The sequence below is a fragment of the Janthinobacterium sp. SUN128 genome (genome assembly GCF_030587275.1).
GTDB lineage: Bacteria > Pseudomonadota > Gammaproteobacteria > Burkholderiales > Burkholderiaceae_D > Janthinobacterium > Janthinobacterium lividum.
In genome coordinates this window covers 3,538,034-3,556,080 of record NZ_JAPWHY010000001.1, presented here as the reverse complement: position 1 = coordinate 3,556,080, position 18,047 = coordinate 3,538,034, and the positions used below count along the sequence as shown (strand labels likewise).

15 protein-coding genes are annotated in these 18,047 nt (G+C 63.8%); 2 read left to right on the top strand and 13 right to left on the bottom strand.

Features of this window, described 5'->3' with window-relative positions; all coding sequences use genetic code 11:
* Positions 1-41 precede the first annotated feature (41 nt).
* From O3297_RS16090 to O3297_RS16055, 8 genes are all read right to left on the bottom strand, one after another.
* Positions 42-395, bottom strand: a complete 354-nt coding sequence (locus tag O3297_RS16090; RefSeq protein WP_070281386.1) for a DUF3325 domain-containing protein — start codon at positions 393-395, stop codon at positions 42-44.
* Positions 395-2,017 (bottom strand): PepSY domain-containing protein, encoded by a 1,623-nt coding sequence (locus O3297_RS16085; RefSeq protein ID WP_305049147.1) that lies wholly within the window; start codon positions 2,015-2,017, stop codon positions 395-397. Before O3297_RS16085 ends, O3297_RS16090 begins: the two co-directional genes overlap by 1 nt.
* The gene (locus tag O3297_RS16080) at positions 2,014-2,349 is read right to left on the bottom strand and encodes a DUF3649 domain-containing protein (RefSeq protein ID WP_305049146.1); all 336 of its coding nucleotides are present in this window, start codon (positions 2,347-2,349) and stop codon (positions 2,014-2,016) included. Before O3297_RS16080 ends, O3297_RS16085 begins: the two co-directional genes overlap by 4 nt.
* A 2-nt stretch (positions 2,350-2,351) precedes the next feature.
* Positions 2,352-3,098, bottom strand: coding sequence for a DUF4198 domain-containing protein (locus tag O3297_RS16075; RefSeq protein WP_305049145.1), 747 nt, complete (start codon positions 3,096-3,098; stop codon positions 2,352-2,354).
* Positions 3,099-3,172: 74 nt separating this feature from the next.
* Positions 3,173-5,434, bottom strand: coding sequence for a TonB-dependent siderophore receptor (locus O3297_RS16070; protein WP_305049144.1), 2,262 nt, complete (start codon positions 5,432-5,434; stop codon positions 3,173-3,175).
* Between the two features lie 294 nt (positions 5,435-5,728).
* The gene (locus O3297_RS16065; protein ID WP_305049143.1) at positions 5,729-8,125 is read right to left on the bottom strand and encodes a TonB-dependent receptor; all 2,397 of its coding nucleotides are present in this window, start codon (positions 8,123-8,125) and stop codon (positions 5,729-5,731) included.
* 91 nt (positions 8,126-8,216) lie between these two features.
* Positions 8,217-9,305 carry a FecR domain-containing protein gene (locus tag O3297_RS16060; protein WP_305049142.1) on the bottom strand — a complete coding sequence of 363 codons (1,089 nt, stop codon included), beginning with the start codon at positions 9,303-9,305 and terminating at the stop codon, positions 8,217-8,219.
* A gap of 8 nt (positions 9,306-9,313) precedes the next feature.
* Complete coding sequence (locus tag O3297_RS16055) at positions 9,314-9,799, bottom strand: sigma-70 family RNA polymerase sigma factor (RefSeq protein ID WP_305049141.1); 486 nt, start codon at positions 9,797-9,799, stop codon at positions 9,314-9,316.
* A 168-nt stretch (positions 9,800-9,967) separates the two neighbouring features.
* On the opposite strand from O3297_RS16055, the gene O3297_RS16050 reads away from it, so the two are divergent.
* Positions 9,968-11,611 carry an alpha-D-glucose phosphate-specific phosphoglucomutase gene (locus tag O3297_RS16050; protein WP_305049140.1) on the top strand — a complete coding sequence of 548 codons (1,644 nt, stop codon included), beginning with the start codon at positions 9,968-9,970 and terminating at the stop codon, positions 11,609-11,611.
* Positions 11,612-11,662: 51 nt separating this feature from the next.
* Here O3297_RS16050 and O3297_RS16045 read toward each other — a convergent pair whose 3' ends face one another.
* The 5 genes from O3297_RS16045 to groES form a co-directional block, all read right to left on the bottom strand.
* Entirely contained in the window at positions 11,663-13,237 is a 1,575-nt protein-coding gene (locus tag O3297_RS16045) for an oligopeptide:H+ symporter (protein WP_244965298.1), read from the bottom strand.
* Positions 13,238-13,318: 81 nt separating this feature from the next.
* Positions 13,319-13,876, bottom strand: a complete 558-nt coding sequence (locus O3297_RS16040) for a GNAT family N-acetyltransferase (RefSeq protein WP_305049139.1) — start codon at positions 13,874-13,876, stop codon at positions 13,319-13,321.
* A gap of 85 nt (positions 13,877-13,961) precedes the next feature.
* Positions 13,962-14,438 (bottom strand): hypothetical protein, encoded by a 477-nt coding sequence (locus tag O3297_RS16035; protein WP_305049138.1) that lies wholly within the window; start codon positions 14,436-14,438, stop codon positions 13,962-13,964.
* A gap of 248 nt (positions 14,439-14,686) precedes the next feature.
* Positions 14,687-16,336: a chaperonin GroEL gene (gene groL / locus O3297_RS16030; RefSeq protein WP_034786546.1), complete on the bottom strand. Its 1,650-nt coding sequence runs from the start codon at positions 16,334-16,336 to the stop codon at positions 14,687-14,689.
* 50 nt (positions 16,337-16,386) lie between these two features.
* Positions 16,387-16,677, bottom strand: coding sequence for a co-chaperone GroES (gene groES, locus O3297_RS16025; RefSeq protein WP_010400979.1), 291 nt, complete (start codon positions 16,675-16,677; stop codon positions 16,387-16,389).
* A gap of 513 nt (positions 16,678-17,190) precedes the next feature.
* Between groES and O3297_RS16020 the strand changes: the two genes are divergently transcribed.
* Complete coding sequence (locus O3297_RS16020; RefSeq protein ID WP_305049137.1) at positions 17,191-17,937, top strand: hypothetical protein; 747 nt, start codon at positions 17,191-17,193, stop codon at positions 17,935-17,937.
* The last annotated feature ends 110 nt before the right edge of the window (positions 17,938-18,047 follow it).

The window sequence follows — 18,047 nt, the reverse complement described above, 5'->3', positions numbered from 1 at the left end:
CGCCACGCACTTGCCGTCACGTGGCGGTACCGCCAGGTCCTCTACAGCAAGGCCAGCGCGACGGCGGCCAGTACGGCCGCGCCGCCGATGATGCGCGCCAGGCGCATGGCCTGGTGCGGCGCGTAGGGCAGCAGCCAGATCAGCAGCAAGCCGCAGCCCGTCAGGCTGCCGACCCAGTAGACGAGGCCGTAGCCGCCGCCGGCGATGTGCATGGCCCAGGCGAGGCCGGCCGCCAGCGCCAGCCAGCCGGCCCATTGCAAGCGGCGGCGCAGCGGCGCGGGCGGTTCGGCGCCGCGTCCGTGCAGGTCGGCGTAATGGCGGTCCATCGCCAGGCACAGCGAAGACAGGCCCGCATAGCACAATGCGAAGACGAGGAAATTCGCTAACAGTTCCATCACGCGGCCTCCATGGTTTGCGCCGGTTTCACCGCTGCTGCCTTGGCCGCCTTCACGGGCAGCGGTTTCAATTTGAACGCCGCATACGCGAGGCCCAGGCCCAGCACCAGCACCACCAGATCGAAGGCGGCGACCGCCACGGGGCCGCGGCCCAAGAACAGGGTCACGCCCAGGTGCGAACTGGTCGTGAAGACGTTCAGCACAGGCAGCGATGCCAGCAGGAAGGCGCCGGCGGCCAGCTGCATGCGCCACATGGCTCGCGACGGGCGCAGCTGGGCGATGATGGCGGCCAGGGCCCAGGCGCCGAAGAAGCAGGCGATTTCCTCTTTCGGCCGGTCTTCCATCGTCACGGACAGCAGGCGGTTGGCCCAGAAGTAGGCGCCAAAGGCGATCGGGATGCCGGCGATGGCGCCGATGTTGAGCGCTTCGACCAGGCGCAGGCCGAAGCTGGCGCGCTTGCCGGCGGCCAGCGCCTTGGCCTGCTTCTGGCGCGTCTTGACGGCCCACAGCAAAGCGCCCGTGGCCACCATGGCACAGCCGGCCAGGCCGGACAGGAAGAACAGGGCGCGCAGCAGCGGCCCGCCGAAATGTGCGACGTGCAGTCCAACCATCACGCCTTGCGTGGCTGCCGCGCCGGGCTGCGCGTCGCCATCGCTTGACAACAGCTTGCCGGAAACGCCATCGAATTCCATCGACGGCTGCTTCGACGACATGTCGCGTCCACCGGCGCGCGTCAGCGAAATGGTGGCGTTGGCGTCGCCCGGGTGGTTGACGGAAATGCGCTCGACCTTGCCGCCGCCCCAATGCTGTTCCGCCTGGCGCACGAGGGGCGCCAACCGTGCCAACGGCGCGGCCACGCCGGCTGGCTTGCTGTCGCCCGAGCGGCCCGGGAAGGCTTCGGCGAAGAAGGCATCCTGGTCGCCCTTGTAGGCGGCCGTGACGCCGGAAGGCATGTACAGGAACATCAACGTGACCAGGCCCGTGTAGGTGATCATGATGTGGTAGGGCAGGGCCAGCACGGCCGTCACGTTATGCGCGTCCAGCCACGAGCGCTGGCCCTTTTTCGGCCGAAAGGTAAACAGGTCCTTGAAGATGCGCTTGTGCGTGACGATGCCGCTGATGATGGAGACGAACATGAACATGGCGCAGAAACCCACGATCCAGCGGGCCCAGATGGCCGGCATGTAATGCAGGTCGAAATGCAGGCGGTAGAGGAATTCGCCGCCCCGCGTCTCGCGCGGCTTGGACAGCACTTCTCCCGTGGCCGGATCGGCTTTTTCGCTATGAAAATTGCCGCGCCGTCCGCGTTTCTTTTCGCCGGGCTTCGAAGGCTTGCTCCAGCCCAGTTGCGTGGCCGGGCTGCGATCGCCGGGCAGACTGATGAACCAGCGCGTGGCGCCTTCTGCCCGCTCTTGCATCGCCTTCTGCGCCACGCTGGCCGCTTCCTCGGTGCTTACCTGGCTGGCGGCGGCGCCGTGCAATTCGGGCTGCATCCACAGGGTGATTTCATTGCGGTAGTAGCTGGCCGTGCCGGCGCAAAACACCAGCAGCAAAATCCAGCAGACGAGCAGGCCGGACCAGGTGTGCAGCCATGCCATCGACTGGCGGAAACCTTCTTTCATGCGAAACTCCAGGATAGTGCGTCCATCCACTGCAGGATGGCGGCGATGATGGCGGCGGGGATCGCGAGGCCCAGCCAGGCGCGCAGGGCGTTGCGCGTGGCGAAGACCCACATCACGGCGCAGGTGTAGATGGCAAACGACAGCAGGGTGGCTGTCATGACGGCTTCGGAACGGGCCATGGGCAGGCTTACCGACAGCAGCATGGTGACCAGCGCGGCCAGCACGTAGCCGCCAACGATGGCCGCCACGCTGCGCGAAGCCACGCCGAGGCGGTACACCGCGCCGGCGGAGAGCCGCAGGCGCGGCATTTTAATGATGGCTGGCGCTTGCATGGTCAGTCGTGATCCTTGCTCGGTGGCAGGGCCGGGCCGGCCGGCAGCGGCGTCACGCCTTGCGGCTGCACCAGGCTCAGGGTCGTCACGAACATGACCTTGTCATAGGCTTGCGTGCCGCGCTGGCCAGCCGTCTTGTCCGTGTGCTGCACTTCCAGCACATAGGTGCCCTTCCATGGCAGCGGGAAGCTGACCAGGCCTTGCGCATCGCTCCACGCTTCCTTGCCCCAGCCCGATTGCACCACGGCGTTGACCTTGGCTTGCGCCAGCGGCTTGCCCTGGTAGCTGACCTGGAACTGGCCTGCTTTGCCGGTCGGCACCAGGTCGAGGGTCAGCGCGGGTGCTTGCGCCTTGCCGTCGGCGATCAGGCGCGCGGCCGGGACCCACACGGTGCGCGTGCTCTTGCCATCCTTTTTCTCTTCCCAGGACGGGTAGTTGTCTTCCTCGACGATGATGCTTTCGCCGGCACCCACCTTGCCATTCAGGATGAACGCGCCGGCCGTCTTGCTCGCCTGCAGCGGCTGCGTGCCCTTGGCCGACACCCATGTCACGTTCTTGATGCTGAACTTGTCCAGCAGGCCGGGCGACGCCTCGCGCAGGTTGTCGCCGAATTCGCCGAAGTACACGCTGGCCGTCTTGCCGTCCTGCTGCAGCCAGATCTGGTGCGCGCTGGCCGTGCCGGAAACGAGGGCCGCGCCCAGCAGGGCGGCAGCGAGGGCGCCGAGGCGCGCGATGGAAGTGATGTGCATGGTGTATCCCTTATCTTCTTATGTGAAATGGACAAAGCGGCCGCGCTCCGGGGGGGGCAGCGGCCTGCGATGCATCAGTACTGGTAGCGCAGGTTCAGCGCCACGTTGCGCGGTTCGCCGTAATAGCCGCCGTTATAGAAACCCACGCGGCGGAAATACGTCCTGTCGAACAGGTTGTTGACATTCAGGCTGGCCGACAGTTTCGGGCTGATCTGATAGCGCGCCATCAGGTTGGCCAGCACGTAGCTGCCCTGGCTGACCCGGATCTTGCTTTTGTTCGGCAGGGTGGCCGTCGTCCAGATCTCGTTCTGCCAGTTCAAGCCGCCGCCGATGGTGAGATTTTGCAGCTCGCCCGGCAGGCGGTAGGTGGTCGAGACGCGCAGCATGTTGGTCGGCTGGATGGTGTTGGTCACCACGCCCTTGCCCGTCTTCGATTTGCTGTGCGTGTAGCCGGCGAACAGCTGCCAGCCGCTCAAGGGGCTGCCCGACACTTCCGCCTCGTAACCCTTGCTTTTCGTGCCCTTGCCCGTCGAGATATAGGGACGGCTGCCGTCCGGCAGCACGAAGGTCAGCGGCACCGATTTGTCTTCCTCGCCCAGGTTGTCCTGCTTGGCTTCATACACGGCAAACGAGGCATTCACGGCGCCGTCGAAGAATTCGCTCTTCACGCCCGCTTCCACATTGCTGCCCGTGATCGGGTCGAGGAAGGCGTTGTTCTTGTCCTTCAGGTTTTGCGGCTTGAACAGGTCCGTGTAGCTGGCGTACAGCGAGGTACTCTTGCTCACGTCGAGCACCACGCCCGCGTACGGCGTGACGACATCGTCCGTCTTGTAGGCGGAGCTGCGTTTCACAAAACGGCCCTGGGTATCATAGCGGTCGTTATATGTTTCCCACCTGGAGACGCGCGCGCCGGCCAGCACCTTGAAACTGTCCGTGACATTGATGCGCGTGGCGATGAAGGCGCCGGACTGCTTGGTGGTGGCGACGTCGCGCGCGCCCGTGCGCGTGAGCGCCGGCTCGGGCACGTCGCCCGTCCAGTTGCGGAAGTCGGGGATGGTGGTGGCGAATGGCAGCGGATCGGGCAGCAAGGTTTCATTCGTCGTGCCGCTGCGCTTCCAGCCATTCACGCCCAGCACCAGGTCGTGCTGGCGGCCGAACAGGGGGAAGGTGCCGTTGGCCGACAGGTCGAAGTTGTCCTGCTTTTCATCGTAGGGGAAGGCGCCGCTCCAGACTTCCAGGCCGCTGCCGTCGCGTTTCGGATAGCCGCTGCCGCCGTAGAACAGTTTGCCGTTCGAGGAGCTGTCCAGGCGCCCGTAGGCAGCCTTGATCTTCCAGTCGTTGGCGAAGCGGTGTTCGAGGTAGACGTATTTGTTTTCGAATGCGCGCTCCCAGCTGCTCCACTTGGCCGCCATGTTGAACGAGCGCGGCATGTTGGCCGGCGTGCCGTCCGAGAAGAACAGGGGCGTGGTGCCCCAGCTCGTGCCTTTCGGCGTGTTTTTTTGATAGTCGATGCCGGCCGTCAGCAACGTTGCAGGCGTCAGATCCGCCTCGACGATGACGGCGCCCACCAGCTTGCGTTCCTTGTACAGGTCCATGTAGGAATGGCGGTTCTGGCCTGCCACCACGACGCGCCCGCGGATGCTGCCGTCCGCATTCAGCGGCGCGCTGATGTCGCCTTCGAGCCGGACCTTGCTCCACGAACCCACGGTCAGGCCGGCCGAGGCGGCAAACTCCTTGCCGGGACGCTTGTGCATCATGTTGATGGTGGCCGACGGGTCGCCATTGCCGCTGACCAGGCCCGTGGCGCCGCGCACGATCTCGATGCGGTCATAGATGGCCGTGTCGAACAGCGCATTGCTGCCTGAATTGACGGCCACGCCGTCGATCTGGTAATTGCCGATGGAAAAGCCGCGCGCCGAAAAGCTCGTGCGTTCGCTGTCGTTCTCCTGCACCGTCACGCCCGTCGACTGCACCAGTACCTCGGCCAGGCTGTTCAAGCCCATGTCGTCCATGCGCTGGCGCGTCACCACGGAAATCGATTGCGGCGTTTCGCGGATCGACAGGCCCATGCGCGTCGCCGTGGCCATCTGTTTGGTGGTGTAGGAACCCGTGTGCTCGGTCGCTGCCTTGTCTTGCTGGCCCACTACCTTGATCTCGCTCAGAGTGGCTTCATCGGGCTTGGCGGGTGCCTCCGCAGCCAGGGCCGCGCCGGCGCCCAGCGCTGCCGTCAGCAATGCGGAATGCACGGCGATGGCCAGCGGACGCATGGCGACATTGGAAACTGGTGGGGAAAACGGGCCGGCAACCATGCCGGCCAGCGAACGTGCTCGCGCCATGAAACATCCTTCTTCTCGTGTGCCCGCCGTCGAGCGGCTGGCGTTTTTGGTATGGGAGGCTTGCTTGGCGGTGGTGCCTGGCTGGCGCAGCGTGTCATCCAGCCGCGCATCAGTCAGGCGACTGTGCGCAAACTCGGGTGGGAGTCTAAATGTGAATGAGAACTATTCTTATTATAGTGCGGGGTTGCGAGACATGCAAGAGAGCGATGTGGTAATGAAGCCGCAGCGATGCCGTCAACGCGCACGGCCGCCCCATTGCTGGCGGCGGCCGTGCATGCGCAGGAGCGCGGGCGTTTACAGCTGGCCGCGCAGGGTCAGCATGGCGTTGCGCGGTTCGCCATAGAAGTTGGAGCCATAGGCGGCCCACACGCGCGTGTAGTATTTTTTGTCGAACAGGTTGTTCACCGTCAGCGACAGCTCCAGTGTGGGACTGAGGCGGTAGCCAGCCTGCAAGCCCACCGTGGTGACGGGGCCCTGTTCGAATTTCACGGGCCCGTTCAGGCGGTACATGCTGCTGACGCTGCGCAAGCCACCGCCCACGCTGACTTTATCGAGCGCGCCGGCGAGCCGGTAATTGGTCCACAGATTGACATTGTGGCGCGGCGCGATGAAGGAATACAGCTGCGCCTTCTGGTCGTCGCTGCCTTCGAGGGTGCGCGTGCTGGTGTAGGAATAGCCGCCCGTGATATTCCAGCCGGGCAGGGGACTGCCGCTCAGCTCGGCTTCCACGCCCTGGCTGCGCATCTTGCCGGCGCCGATGGAGAACAGCGGGTTGGCCGGGTCGGGCATGACGCGGTTCTCGTCTTCCATGCGGAACAGGGCCGCATGCGCGTTGACGTTCTTGTCGAACAGCTCCGCCTTCAGCCCCAGCTCGAACTGCTGGCCCGTGCGCGGTTTCAGCGTCTGGCCGGCAGCGTCCGTGGTGGACTGAGGCGAGAAGATGCGCGTGTAGCTGCCGTAGGCCGACACCTGCTTGTCGAGCTCGTAGACCAGGCCCGCATACGGCGTGAACTTGGCCTTGATGGTGTTGCTGACATCGGTGAACTGGTTGAAATACGCGTTGCGGTTGACGGTATGGTTGTCCCAGTGCGTCACGCGTCCGCCCAGGTTGACGGCCAGGCGCTCGGTCGCTTGCAGGCGGGTGCGCGCGTACAGGCCGAACTGTTTGGTGCGGTTGTCATTGCCGTTGGAAAAGGTATAGCTGGGCCGCGCGATATTGTTATCGGGATGAAAGATGTTGATCGGCGCATTGTTTCCGCCGCCATACTGGAAATTCTTGTGCAGCTGGCGGTAGTCGGCGCCCACGATCAGGTCGTGGCTGCGGCCAAACGCCTGGAACGGCGTGGCCAGGTAGGCGTCCAGGCCCTGCGTCTTCCAGTGGCTGCGGTAGTTCCAGCTGACCAGGCAGCTGTCGCCCGTGACGGGATCGGCGGAACAGTCGGACCAGCCGAAATTGCGCGACGGTTCATCCTGCTCGCGGTACAGGGCGGTCGCCTTGAACTGGCCGCCGTTCGCCAGTTTATGATCGAGTTCGGCAAAGTATTCGGTGACTTTTTCCGTGATGTGGTTCCAGGCCGGGTCGAGATAGGTGGAGCGGGGCACGTCGAGCAGGCGCCCGTCTTCATACGCGGGCAGGCCGAAGGCGGGACGGCCCTTGTATTGCTGGTGGGTGACGCCGCCCGTCAGTACGGTGCCCGGCGCCACGTCGATGGCAACGGTGCCGTACAGCAGCGGTTTTTCCGCATACACATGGTCGACGAAGGAGCGCCGGTGTTCATACGCGGCCACCAGGCGGCCGCGCACCTTGCCATCCGCGCTCAGGGGGCCCGTGACGTCCGCCTCCGCGTAGTAGCGGTCCCAGGAACCGGCGCTGAGCACGCCGCTGGCGGCGAAGGTGTCGCGCGCGCGCTTGCGCACCAGGTTGATGGTGCCGCCCGGGTCGCCCGCGCCTTGGAACAGGCCGGCGGGGCCGCGCAGCACTTCCACCCGGTCATAGATGGCCAGTCCGAAGCCGGCCGACAGGTCGTTGCCCGTGCTGGCCGGCGTCATCACGCCATCGACCTGCACCGAATCAAGCGCATAGCCGCGCGAATAAAAGTTGCCGTGGTTGCCGCCCGTGCTGCTGGCCTCGACGGTGATGCCCGTCACGCCGCGCATGGCGTCATCCAGGCTCAGCAAATTCTGGTCATTCAACTGCTGGCGCGTCAGCACGGAGACGGATTGGGGAATTTCGCGCAGGCTTTGCTGGCCCTTGCCGATGCTCACCACTTGCGCCGCGTATGACTTGGTCAGCTCGCTGTCGATCACTGCCTCCTGGCGGGCGCTGACGGTAATTTCCGCCAGGGTCGCCACCTTGCCCGTGGCGGCGGGCGCGGAGCGGATGATGACGCTGTTGCCGTCGATGGCAGCCGTCAGGCCGCTGCCGGCCAGCAGACGCTCCAGGCTGTCGGCCACGCTGAGGGTGCCGCTGACGGCGGGCGCCGTCTTGCCGGCCACGAGTTCGGGCGCGAACAGCAGTTGCAGATTGGCTTGCCGCGCCAGCTCATTCAGCGCCTGGCCCAGCGGCTGGGCGGCGATGGCCAGTGTGACGGCGGGCGCCGTTTGCGCCTGTGCCAGGGAAATGGTGCCCAGGGCCAGCATGGCGGCCAGGGCGAGGGGGGCGGGTGTCAGATTGAGGCGGGGGGACCACATGTTGCATTTCTCCAGGTTAATTTATTGTCGATTAACTTGGTAGACGCGGCAGCGGGCAGAACCCTCACCTGCGAATGCGACTTATTTGCATTTATTTTTCAGGCAGCCGCATCGCAGGGGCTTGCGCCGGCATTTTTGCTGCCATGCGGATCTCGCTGGCGCCGCCGCTGCGCACGATCTGCACGGGCAACAGCTGCGGCAGGGCGGCGGCGAAGCGGTCGAGCTGGGTCAGGCTGAAACTGCCGCCGATGCGCAGCTGCGCCACGGCGGGATCGCGCACGACGAAGCCGGTGTCGCCATAGCGCTCGAATTCGGCCAGTGCCGCGCCCAGCGGCACATTGTCGAAGGTGACCCTGCCGTTGCGCCATGGCGCAACGCTGCCTGGGGCCAGGCTGGCAATGGCGGACAGGCGGCCGCCGGCGTCGGCGCTGACGCCCTGGCCGGCCCGCAGGTCGGCCAGGTCTGGTCCTGCGCCCGCCACGCGCACGTATCCTTGCTGCACGGCCACGCGCAGCTGGCCGTCGTGATCGAGCGTATTGCGTACGGAAAACTGCGTGCCCACCACCGTCACTTTCAAGGGGCCGCTCAGCACGTCGAAGGGCTGGCCCTGTCTGCTTTGCACCTGGAACAGCGCTTCGCCGTGCGCCAGGCGCACTTCGCGGCGCTGGCGGTACAGGGTGACGTGCAGCTGCGTGGCCGTATCGAGTTCTACCTTGCTGCCGTCGGGCAGCGAGACGGCCAGGCGCTGGCCGCGCATGGTGGCATACGACTGGCTGAACACGGCTTGCTGTTGCCACCACTGGTAGCCGCCCGCGCCCACGCTGAGCAGCAACATGGCGGCGGCCGCATACGGCAGCGCGCGCAGCCAGTGGCGGCGGGGGCGGGAGGATGGCGCTGCGTGGGGCACTGCCCAGCGCGCGGCGACCTGCGCGGGAATCTTGCGCGCCACGCGGTGCGTGTCCCGCAGCTGCGCGTACGCTTGCGCGTGCAGCGCGTCGGCTGCCAGCCAGGCGGAAAATTCGGCCTGTTGCTGTGCATCGAGGTTGCCGCGCCGGCCAAACCAGCTTGCCGCGGCCAGTGCCACGCCGTCCTGCGTGGCGGCAAAGTCGGCGTACTCGCGCAAGTCCGCCTCGTCCTGCGCGGACGGGCCGAAATCGTAGCGGGGCGGGTGGGCGGTCATGGGCGCCATTATGTGGCTTCCCGCAAAGAATGCAACTGCGCCTGGCAACCGAGCATGCCCCGCGCGATATGTTTTTCCACCATGCTCACGGAAATGCCCATGCGCGCGGCGATCTGCGCGTGCGGCAATTCCTCGAAGACGTGCAGCACGAAGGCGTCGCGGCAGCGGGGCGGCAAGGCGTCGATGGCGGCCACGCAGGCTTGCCAGTCCTGGCTGCTTTCGAGCGCCTGCTCCGGCTGCAAGTGGCGCGGCGCGGCCGGATGCGCGGCCTCGGGCAGGGCATCGAGCTCCTCATGCTGGCGCAGGGCGGCGCGGCGGTGATTGTCGATCAGCAGATTGCGCGCCGTGCGGTACAGCAGCGCACGCGGTTCGCGCACGGCCGCTTCGCCCAGCACGCGCGCATAGCTTTCCTGCACCAGGTCGGCAGCAGCTTCGCGGTTGCGCAAGCTGCGCCAGCAAAAGTTCAACAGTTCTTGGTAATAGCGTGCAACCACGGCGTCCGATGTATGAGTCCGCAGCCAGGAGTGCCGCATATGAGAATGATTCTCATTATATGGCATGCCGGAGTGTAGCGCTAAGCGGCTTGGCGCACCGTGGCAGGCGTACAACGCTTTGCCGCTTGCCTGGCATGCGTTACCATCGGAAGTTAATATGGAGGCAAGATGGCTATTCAAATCATCAATACGGCGCCGGTAGCCGGCCAGCGGCCCGGCACTTCTGGCCTGCGCAAGAAAGTGGCTGTGTTCAGCCAGCCGCAGTATCTGGAAAACTTCGTGCAGAGCGTTTTTGACACGCTGGGCGACTGCCGCGGCCAGACCCTGGTGCTGGGCGGCGACGGCCGCTTTTACAACCGCGCGGCCATCCAGACGGTGCTGCGCATGGCGGCCGCGCACGGTTACGCGCGCGTACTGCTGGGGCAGGGCGGCATCCTGTCGACGCCGGCCGTCAGCTGCGTCATCCGCAAGCATGGCGCCAGCGGCGGCCTCATCCTGTCGGCCAGCCATAATCCGGGCGGTCCCGATGGCGATTTCGGCATCAAGTACAACATCGCCAATGGCGGCCCGGCGCCCGAAAAGGTCACCGAGGCCATCTACGCCTGCACGCAAGGCATCGCCGAATACCGCATCAGCGACGCTGCCGACATCGACCTCGACAAACCGGGTTCGGTGCGCATCGAGCAGATGACGGTCGAAGTGATCGATCCGGTTCAAGATTACGCGGAACTGATGCAGCAGCTGTTCGACTTCGACGCCATCCGTGCCCTGTTCGCGGGCGGCTTGCGCATCTGCTTTGACGGCATGCACGCCGTCTCCGGTCCGTATGCGACGGCCATCCTGGAAGGCATGCTGGGCGCGCCGAAGGGCAGCGTTATCAACGGCGTGCCCCTGGAAGACTTCGGCGGCGGCCATCCGGACCCGAATCCCGTCAACGCGCAGGAATTGATTGCCATCATGGCGGCCGGAGATGGTGACAATGAGGCCCCCGACTTCGGCGCCGCCTCGGATGGCGACGGCGACCGCAACATGATCGTTGGCCGGCGCTTCGACGTGACGCCGTCGGACAGCTTGGCGATTTTGGCCGCGAATGCCACCGTGGCGCCCGGCTACCGCGCGGGCTTGAAGGGCATCGCCCGCTCCATGCCCACGTCGGGCGCGGCCGACCGGGTCGCGGCCGCGCTGGGCATTCCGTGCTACGAGACGCCGACGGGCTGGAAGTTCTTCGGCACCCTGCTCGACGCCGGCATGGCCACCTTGTGCGGCGAAGAAAGCTACGGCACGGGCTCGAACCACGTGCGCGAAAAGGACGGCGTATGGGCCGTGCTGTTCTGGCTCAACCTGCTGGCAGAGAAAAAGCAATCGGTGGAAGAGATCGTGCGCGCGCACTGGGCTACGTATGGCCGCAACTATTATTCGCGCCACGATTACGAAGACATCGACAGCGCCAGCGCGCAGCAGTTGATGGAGGCCATGCGCGGCCAGCTGGCCGCCTTGCCGGGCCAGGTAGTCAATGGCTACACGGTGGCGCTGGCCGACGATTTCAGCTACACGGACCCCGTCGATGGCTCCGTGGCGGCGCAGCAGGGCATCCGCATCGTCATGACGGACGGCGCGCGCATCGTGCTGCGCCTGTCCGGCACGGGTACCGAAGGCGCCACCCTGCGCCTGTACCTGGAGCGCTATGAAGCCGATGTCGCGCAGCACGGCATCCCGACCCAGGAAGCGCTGGCGGGACTGATCGCCGTGGCCGAGCAACTGGCGCAGATACGCGAGCGCACGGGGCGCGATGGGCCGACCGTGACGACGTAAAAAAAGGGCGCCCGAGGGCGCCCTTCTTCATTGCGGCAGGTCAAACCGGCATCATGCTTTTGCCGGGATGGCCGCCTGGCGGTAGTTATCGACCATCTTGTAGCGCTTCGCATACAGGCCGAAGGCCAGCATGGCGACGGCGGCAAAGGCGGCGAAGAAGAACATCTGGAAGGCTGTCACGCTGATGCCGCTTTCGGCGATCTTGCCGATCACGCCTTCGTTCATGACGCTGCGGTTGACGATCAGCACCCACAAGTTACCCACCGTGGTCGACAGATTCCAGAAGCTCATGATGGCGCCCTTCATCGAGACGGGCGCCTGGCTGTAGGCAAACTCGAGTCCTGTCGCCGAGACCAGCACTTCGCCGAATGTCAGCAGGGCGTACGGCAGGATCTGCCACATGATGGAGACGGCATTGCCGCTGTCGAGGGCCAGCTGCAGCAAGCCGATGACGATCCACGCCAGCGAGGAAAAGCCGATACCGGCCGTCATGCGGCGCAGGGCCGTCGCTTCCAGGCCGAAGCGGTTCAGCATCGGGTACAGCACCAGGTTGTTGAACGGGATCAGCAGCATCACCAGCATCGGGTTCAGCGCCTGCATCTGCGCCGGCAGGAACCAGCTTGGTTTTTCCATGGTGTTCGCTTGCACGATCCAGGTCGAAGCCTTCTGGTCGAACAGCGAGAAGAAGGGCGTGACGAGGGCGAAGATGACGAGGATGCGCAGCACGGCGCGCACGCCTTCGACGGCTTCGTCGGGGTGGATGCCGCGCGCGCGTTCCAGCTGCATGGCCGTGCCGATGCTGCCGAAGGCCAGCAGCAATACCAGCGCCGTACACGCGGAAATCACGAAGCCCCATTCGGGAATGCTGTAGAACGCATACAGGGCGCCGATCACGCCGACGTAGGCCACATACAGGCCGGGACGCGAACCGCCGTCGACACGCGCCAGCAGGGCCGTGCGGGCCACGCGGGTGAACGAATCGGGGTTCGGCGGTGCAGGCGGCACGTGTACGTATTTTTTGGCGCCCATCCAGAAGACGATGGTGGCGGCCAGCATCATCAGGCCGGGGATGCCGAAGGCGATCGATGGACCGTATTTTTTCAGGAACAGCGGCATCAGCAGCGAGGCGAAGAAGGAGCCGAAGTTGATGATCCAGTAGAACAGGTCGAACACCAGCTTGGCCTTGTGCTTGTTGGTCTGGTCGAACTGGTCGCCGACAAACGAGGCCACGAGCGGCTTGATGCCGCCGGAACCGAAGGCGATCAGGAACAGGCCGAAATAGAAGCCGTTGACGCTGTTTTCAAACAGGGCCAGGCAGGCATGGCCGGCGCAATACACGAGGCTGAGCCAGAAGATGGTGTTGTATTTGCCGAAGAAGCGGTCGGCCAGCCAGCCGCCCAGCAGCGGGAAGAAGTACACGCCGATGACGAAGGTGTGGAAGACGTGCTTGGCTTCGCCCGTGCGCTGGTCGATCGGGATCATCAGCAGCAGGGTGCTGATGAGGAATGGCGTCAGGATGTTGCGCATGCCATAAAAGCTGAAGCGTTCGCAGCCTTCGTTGGCGATGATGTACGGTATTTGCCGGGGCATCTTGCCCGTGGCGGTTTGTGTCTCGGCCGATGACATTGGCTCTCCCCAAGTTTTTTTTGTAAGCCGCGATGCTAAGGCCTGCCGCGTTTGCTTGCAACAGAAAAAACGGCCTGTCCGCTATTTCGCAGGGATTTGTAAGGTATTGATTTTCATAAAGACATTACTTTCGGCACTTGCGCGCGCAGGGCGGGGCAGCCACAGCTGCATTTGCAGCATGCCATCCGATGCGGGACAGTCCTCCAGGGTAAAACCGCAAGCCAGGTACAGAGTCAATGCCGCGTGGTTGTCCTGCGCCACGGCCAGGCGCACGCGGCCCAGCTCGGGAATGGCGCAGGCATGGTCGATGGCGGCCTGCACCAGTTGCCGTCCCGCGCCGCGCCCGCGCGCCTGCTGCGCCACGTACACGCCCCACAGGCTGGCCTTGTCATGCACGACGGCGATCGGTTCGCGGCGCAGGCCGGCCATGGCGATCAATTGTTCCTTGGTGAAAGCGCCAAATATTATTTGGTGGGAGGTGGCGTGCAGGCGCTCGGCTATCTGTGCCAGCGGCAAGCCGCTTTCCGCCGCATGCGTGGTGCAGAAGGCGGCGGGCAGTTCGGCGATGCCGGCCAGGCGCAGCGCGCGGTAGGCGCTGGCGTCGTCTGGCGTGAGGGGGCGGACGGTGATGGCGGGCATGTGGGCGAGTATCGGGCTTCGATGCCAGAAAGTAAAGCTTGCGCTGCAACGCCAGTGTCCCTGGCCATCGCGTCGGCTTGGGGTGTTACTGCGTGGCGATGCGCTGCATGGGCGCATTGTCCTTGCGCCATTGTTCCAGGCTGATCAGGTCGCCGCTGACGATGTCGTCGACGAGGATGTGCTTGCCATCGGGCGTGACGACGAAACTCTCCCACCGGTGCGCCGCATCGGGCGTGCTTTCGAAAAAGCTCAGCTGGTAGTAAACGACGCCATCGACGAGGCGCGTCTCGGGCGACGTTTCCATCACGGCGCCGTGCGCGCGGCCGCCGGACGCCTTTTCGATATGCGCCGACCATGCCTTGATTTCCGGCAAAGCCATCAGCGCATCGACGGCGCGCGCGTTCTGCTCCGGCACCGCCGTCTGGCTGTTCGCGGTCGGGGCATTGTCTGCCTGCGGCGCGGACTGCTGATGCAGGTAGAAAGCACCGAGCCCGGCGGCCAGCAAGCCGGCCAGGATGCCGGCGATGATGGTGGTTTTGGAAGAAGAGGCGCGTGGCGGCATGGCGGTAGTGGCGTAAGAAGGTGGAGGATGGCGGCCATGCTAAAGCAAAACGCACAGGCCGGCAATCGCCGGGCTTGCCGAACGGGTTTGCCAAACGGGCTTGTAAAATCAACAGGCGAAAAAAAGCCACCTTCCGTAGAAGGTGGCTTTCGGGGCCGCCGGGAGGCGCTGGCAGCTTTTGGTCTGCCAGCCCTGTCCCTGCGTATGCGGCCAGTCGCGCCGTCGCCTGCGCGACTGGCCGCCGGACATTACATCATGCCGTCCATGCCGCCCATGCCGCCCATACCACCCATGCCGCCGCCCATGCCGCCGCCTGCCTTGTCGTCAGCGATTTCGCAGACCATGCAGTCGGTCGTCAGCATCAGCGAAGCGATCGAAGCGGCGTTTTGCAGCGCCGAACGGGTCACTTTGGCTGGGTCCAGGACGCCCATTTCCACCATGTCGCCATACGTGCCGTTGGCAGCGTTGTAGCCGTAGTTGCCCGAGCCAGCCAGTACGGCTGCCACGACGACCGAAGCTTCTTCGCCAGCGTTTTGCACGATCATGCGCAGAGGCTCTTCCATTGCGCGCAGGACGATCTTGATACCAGCGTCTTGATCAGGATTGTCGCCCTTGACCGTGATGTTGGCGCGTGCGCGCAGCAGGGCTACGCCGCCGCCTGGCACGATGCCTTCTTCCACGGCAGCGCGGGTCGCGTGCAGTGCATCTTCAACGCGGGCTTTTTTCTCTTTCATTTCGACTTCGGTGGCTGCGCCAACCTTGATCACGGCAACGCCGCCAGCCAGTTTGGCGACGCGCTCTTGCAGTTTTTCACGGTCGTAGTCCGAGGTCGCTTCTTCGATCTGTACACGCACTTGTTTCACGCGTGCTTCGATCGAAGCTGCTTCGCCGGCGCCATCGATAACGATGGTGTTTTCCTTGCCCACTTCGATGCGTTTCGCTTGGCCCAGTTCGGCCAGGGTCACTTTTTCCAGGGTCAGGCCGACTTCTTCAGCGATCACTTGGCCGCCGGTCAGGACAGCGATGTCTTCCAGCATGGCTTTGCGGCGGTCGCCGAAGCCAGGTGCTTTCACTGCGCAAGTTTTCAGGATGCCGCGGATGTTGTTCACAACCAGGGTGGCCAGCGCTTCGCCTTCGATGTCTTCTGCGATGATCAGCAGTGGACGGCCAGCTTTTGCGACTTGTTCCAGTACCGGCAGCAGGTCGCGGATGTTCGAGATTTTCTTGTCGCACAGCAGGACGAATGGGCTGTCCAGTACGGCAACTTGTTTCTCCGGGTTGTTGATGAAGTATGGCGACAGGTAGCCGCGGTCGAACTGCATGCCTTCAACGATGTCCAGCTCGTCGTTCAGCGACTTGCCGTCTTCAACGGTGATGACGCCTTCCTTGCCGACTTTTTCCATCGCTTCAGCGATACGCTCGCCGATCGAGTAGTCCGAGTTTGCCGAGATCGCGCCAACCTGGGCGATTTCCTTGGTCGTGGTGCAAGGACGGGCGATTTTCGCCAGTTCTTCGACGGTGGCAGCAACTGCCTTGTCGATACCGCGCTTCAGGTCCATCGGGTTCATGCCGGCGGCAACGAACTTCATGCCTTCGCGCACGATGGCTTGTGCCAGCACGGTTGCGGTGGTGGTGCCGTCGCCGGCGTTGTCGCTGGTGCGGGAAGCAACTTCCTTGACCATTTGCGCGCCCATGTTCATGAGCTTGTCTTTGAGTTCAACTTCTTTCGCTACCGAGACACCATCCTTGGTGACGGTAGGGGCGCCGAACGAGCGCTCCAGGACCACGTTGCGGCCTTTCGGGCCCAGCGTTACTTTGACTGCGTTGGCGAGGATGTTGACGCCTTCGACCATCTTGGCGCGCGCTGCGTCGCCGAATACTACTTCTTTAGCTGCCATGTTCAATTCTCCTGAGTTTCGGGATGTATCTGTCTACAACGTGGAAACAATTACTTGACGACGATCGCCATGATGTCTTCTTCGCGCATGACCAGCAGCTCATCGCCGTCAACTTTGACGGTTTGGCCGGCGTACTTGCCGAACAGGACGCGGTCGCCCACTTTGACATCCAGAGGACGCACTTTGCCGTCGTCGAGAATCTTGCCATTGCCTACGGCAAGGACTTCGCCTTGATCCGGTTTTTCAGCAGCTGCATCAGGAATGATGAGGCCGGACGCAGTCTTGGTTTCCTGGTCGAGGCGTTTGACGATGACGCGATCGTTCAATGGGCGCAGATTCATACAAAACTCCTTAAAGTTCAATGGATAGGTGTTGCTAAATGAATACATGCCTGGCACAGCGCCAGACGTGCTTTCAGTGACCGCCGTTGAAAGCAGCCCGCAACGGTCAAGCAAACCCCATGTCATCCTGTCCTTGCCTGTATCCGGCAGTGGTGCATCGCGGCGTCGCCCGCCGCGTAGCGTTCCCTGCAGTGGCCTGGCAAGCACCATCATTTCCTGAGGATTGCTACGAAAGAGTTTGTTAGCACTCTCTACTAACGAGTGCTAATTATAGGGACGGTAGGGGGCTTATTCAAGGGGAACATATAGATAGATGCTGAGCAGAGCCTGCATCTACACAGGGTTTGCGCCAGCACAAATCTCGTTCCCGGGCGTCAGCAACAGGCGCGACTCTAGCATGCCGTTCGGAGAGGGGGCGTTCCTGTACGCATAGGAAACAGAGTTTGACTATGAAATTTGATAAGATGATTGCAATTGCATATCAATATCACCACTCGCACCAGAAAGCACGCCATGCCATTCCCGATTTCCCATCCCGCCCGGCGCCTGTTGGGCGCTACTCTCGTCGGTCTCGCCTGCCTGGGCAATGCTGCGGCGCAAACGCCCACCATCGTCGACGAGATCACCGTGGCGGCCCTGACGCCGCTGGAAAAGGAAATGTTGCTCAATGACTTGTTCAACGATTTGAACAAGGATGACGACGACCAGGAAGCCCATGTGTGGGACAACGGCGGCGACAGCGGCGTGCTGGTGAAGGTCACATATAACTTCAGCAACTCCGGCATGACGGAACACAGCTTGAAGGCGCACGTGTGCCGCGACCTGAAATTCGTCGTCACCGCAGGCGGCAAGTCGCAGGACCTGAGCCGCCGCACCTGTTCGCAGAACAGCGGACGCTGGGATGTGCAGGGCAAGGACCCGGCGCCCGTCGTGTATCCGCCTTTCCTGTCCGACGTCACCATCGCCAAGCTCAATGCCAGGGAACAGAAAGCGCTGCTGACGGCCGCCGTGCGCACCTTGAAAGATGAAGAGGATGGCAAGACGCGCCAGTGGAGCAACAAGGGCCTGGGCAATGCGGTGCCGCTGGCAGTGCGCCTGACGCCCTCGGGGACGGACGCCAAGCCTGGCAGTTATCGCCGTACTTGCCGCGACTTGACGATGGTTCTTGACGGCAAGGGCGGACAACAGACGCTGACGCGCCGCTCTTGCGAAAACCGCTATGGCGGACTCGATATCGAACCCGATTACGTCGACGAGTAAAACGCTGCCATCGCGGCGCCGGCAGATGCGCGCACTTGGCGAAAAGCGCCGGAAAAAGCGTGTATTGTCCGCCAACTGCCCTGCATTGATGTAAATATGTGTGACAGCGG

Bases quoted from the DNA above. Each gene is read 5' to 3' on its own strand.
- O3297_RS16080 (WP_305049146.1), bottom strand. From the start codon at position 2,349: ATGCAAGCGCCAGCCATCATTAAAATGCCGCGCCTGCGGCTCTCCGCC.
- O3297_RS16085 (WP_305049147.1), bottom strand. From the start codon at position 2,017: ATGAAAGAAGGTTTCCGCCAGTCGATGGCATGGCTGCACACCTGGTCC.
- O3297_RS16020 (WP_305049137.1), top strand. From the start codon at position 17,191: ATGCCATTCCCGATTTCCCATCCCGCCCGGCGCCTGTTGGGCGCTACT.
- O3297_RS16075 (WP_305049145.1), bottom strand. From the start codon at position 3,098: ATGCACATCACTTCCATCGCGCGCCTCGGCGCCCTCGCTGCCGCCCTG.
- O3297_RS16090 (WP_070281386.1), bottom strand. From the start codon at position 395: ATGGAACTGTTAGCGAATTTCCTCGTCTTCGCATTGTGCTATGCGGGC.
- O3297_RS16035 (WP_305049138.1), bottom strand. From the start codon at position 14,438: ATGCCGCCACGCGCCTCTTCTTCCAAAACCACCATCATCGCCGGCATC.
- O3297_RS16040 (WP_305049139.1), bottom strand. From the start codon at position 13,876: ATGCCCGCCATCACCGTCCGCCCCCTCACGCCAGACGACGCCAGCGCC.
- O3297_RS16060 (WP_305049142.1), bottom strand. From the start codon at position 9,305: ATGACCGCCCACCCGCCCCGCTACGATTTCGGCCCGTCCGCGCAGGAC.
- groL (WP_034786546.1), bottom strand. From the start codon at position 16,336: ATGGCAGCTAAAGAAGTAGTATTCGGCGACGCAGCGCGCGCCAAGATG.
- O3297_RS16050 (WP_305049140.1), top strand. From the start codon at position 9,968: ATGGCTATTCAAATCATCAATACGGCGCCGGTAGCCGGCCAGCGGCCC.
- groES (WP_010400979.1), bottom strand. From the start codon at position 16,677: ATGAATCTGCGCCCATTGAACGATCGCGTCATCGTCAAACGCCTCGAC.
- O3297_RS16070 (WP_305049144.1), bottom strand. From the start codon at position 5,434: ATGGCGCGAGCACGTTCGCTGGCCGGCATGGTTGCCGGCCCGTTTTCC.
- O3297_RS16065 (WP_305049143.1), bottom strand. From the start codon at position 8,125: ATGTGGTCCCCCCGCCTCAATCTGACACCCGCCCCCCTCGCCCTGGCC.
- O3297_RS16045 (WP_244965298.1), bottom strand. From the start codon at position 13,237: ATGTCATCGGCCGAGACACAAACCGCCACGGGCAAGATGCCCCGGCAA.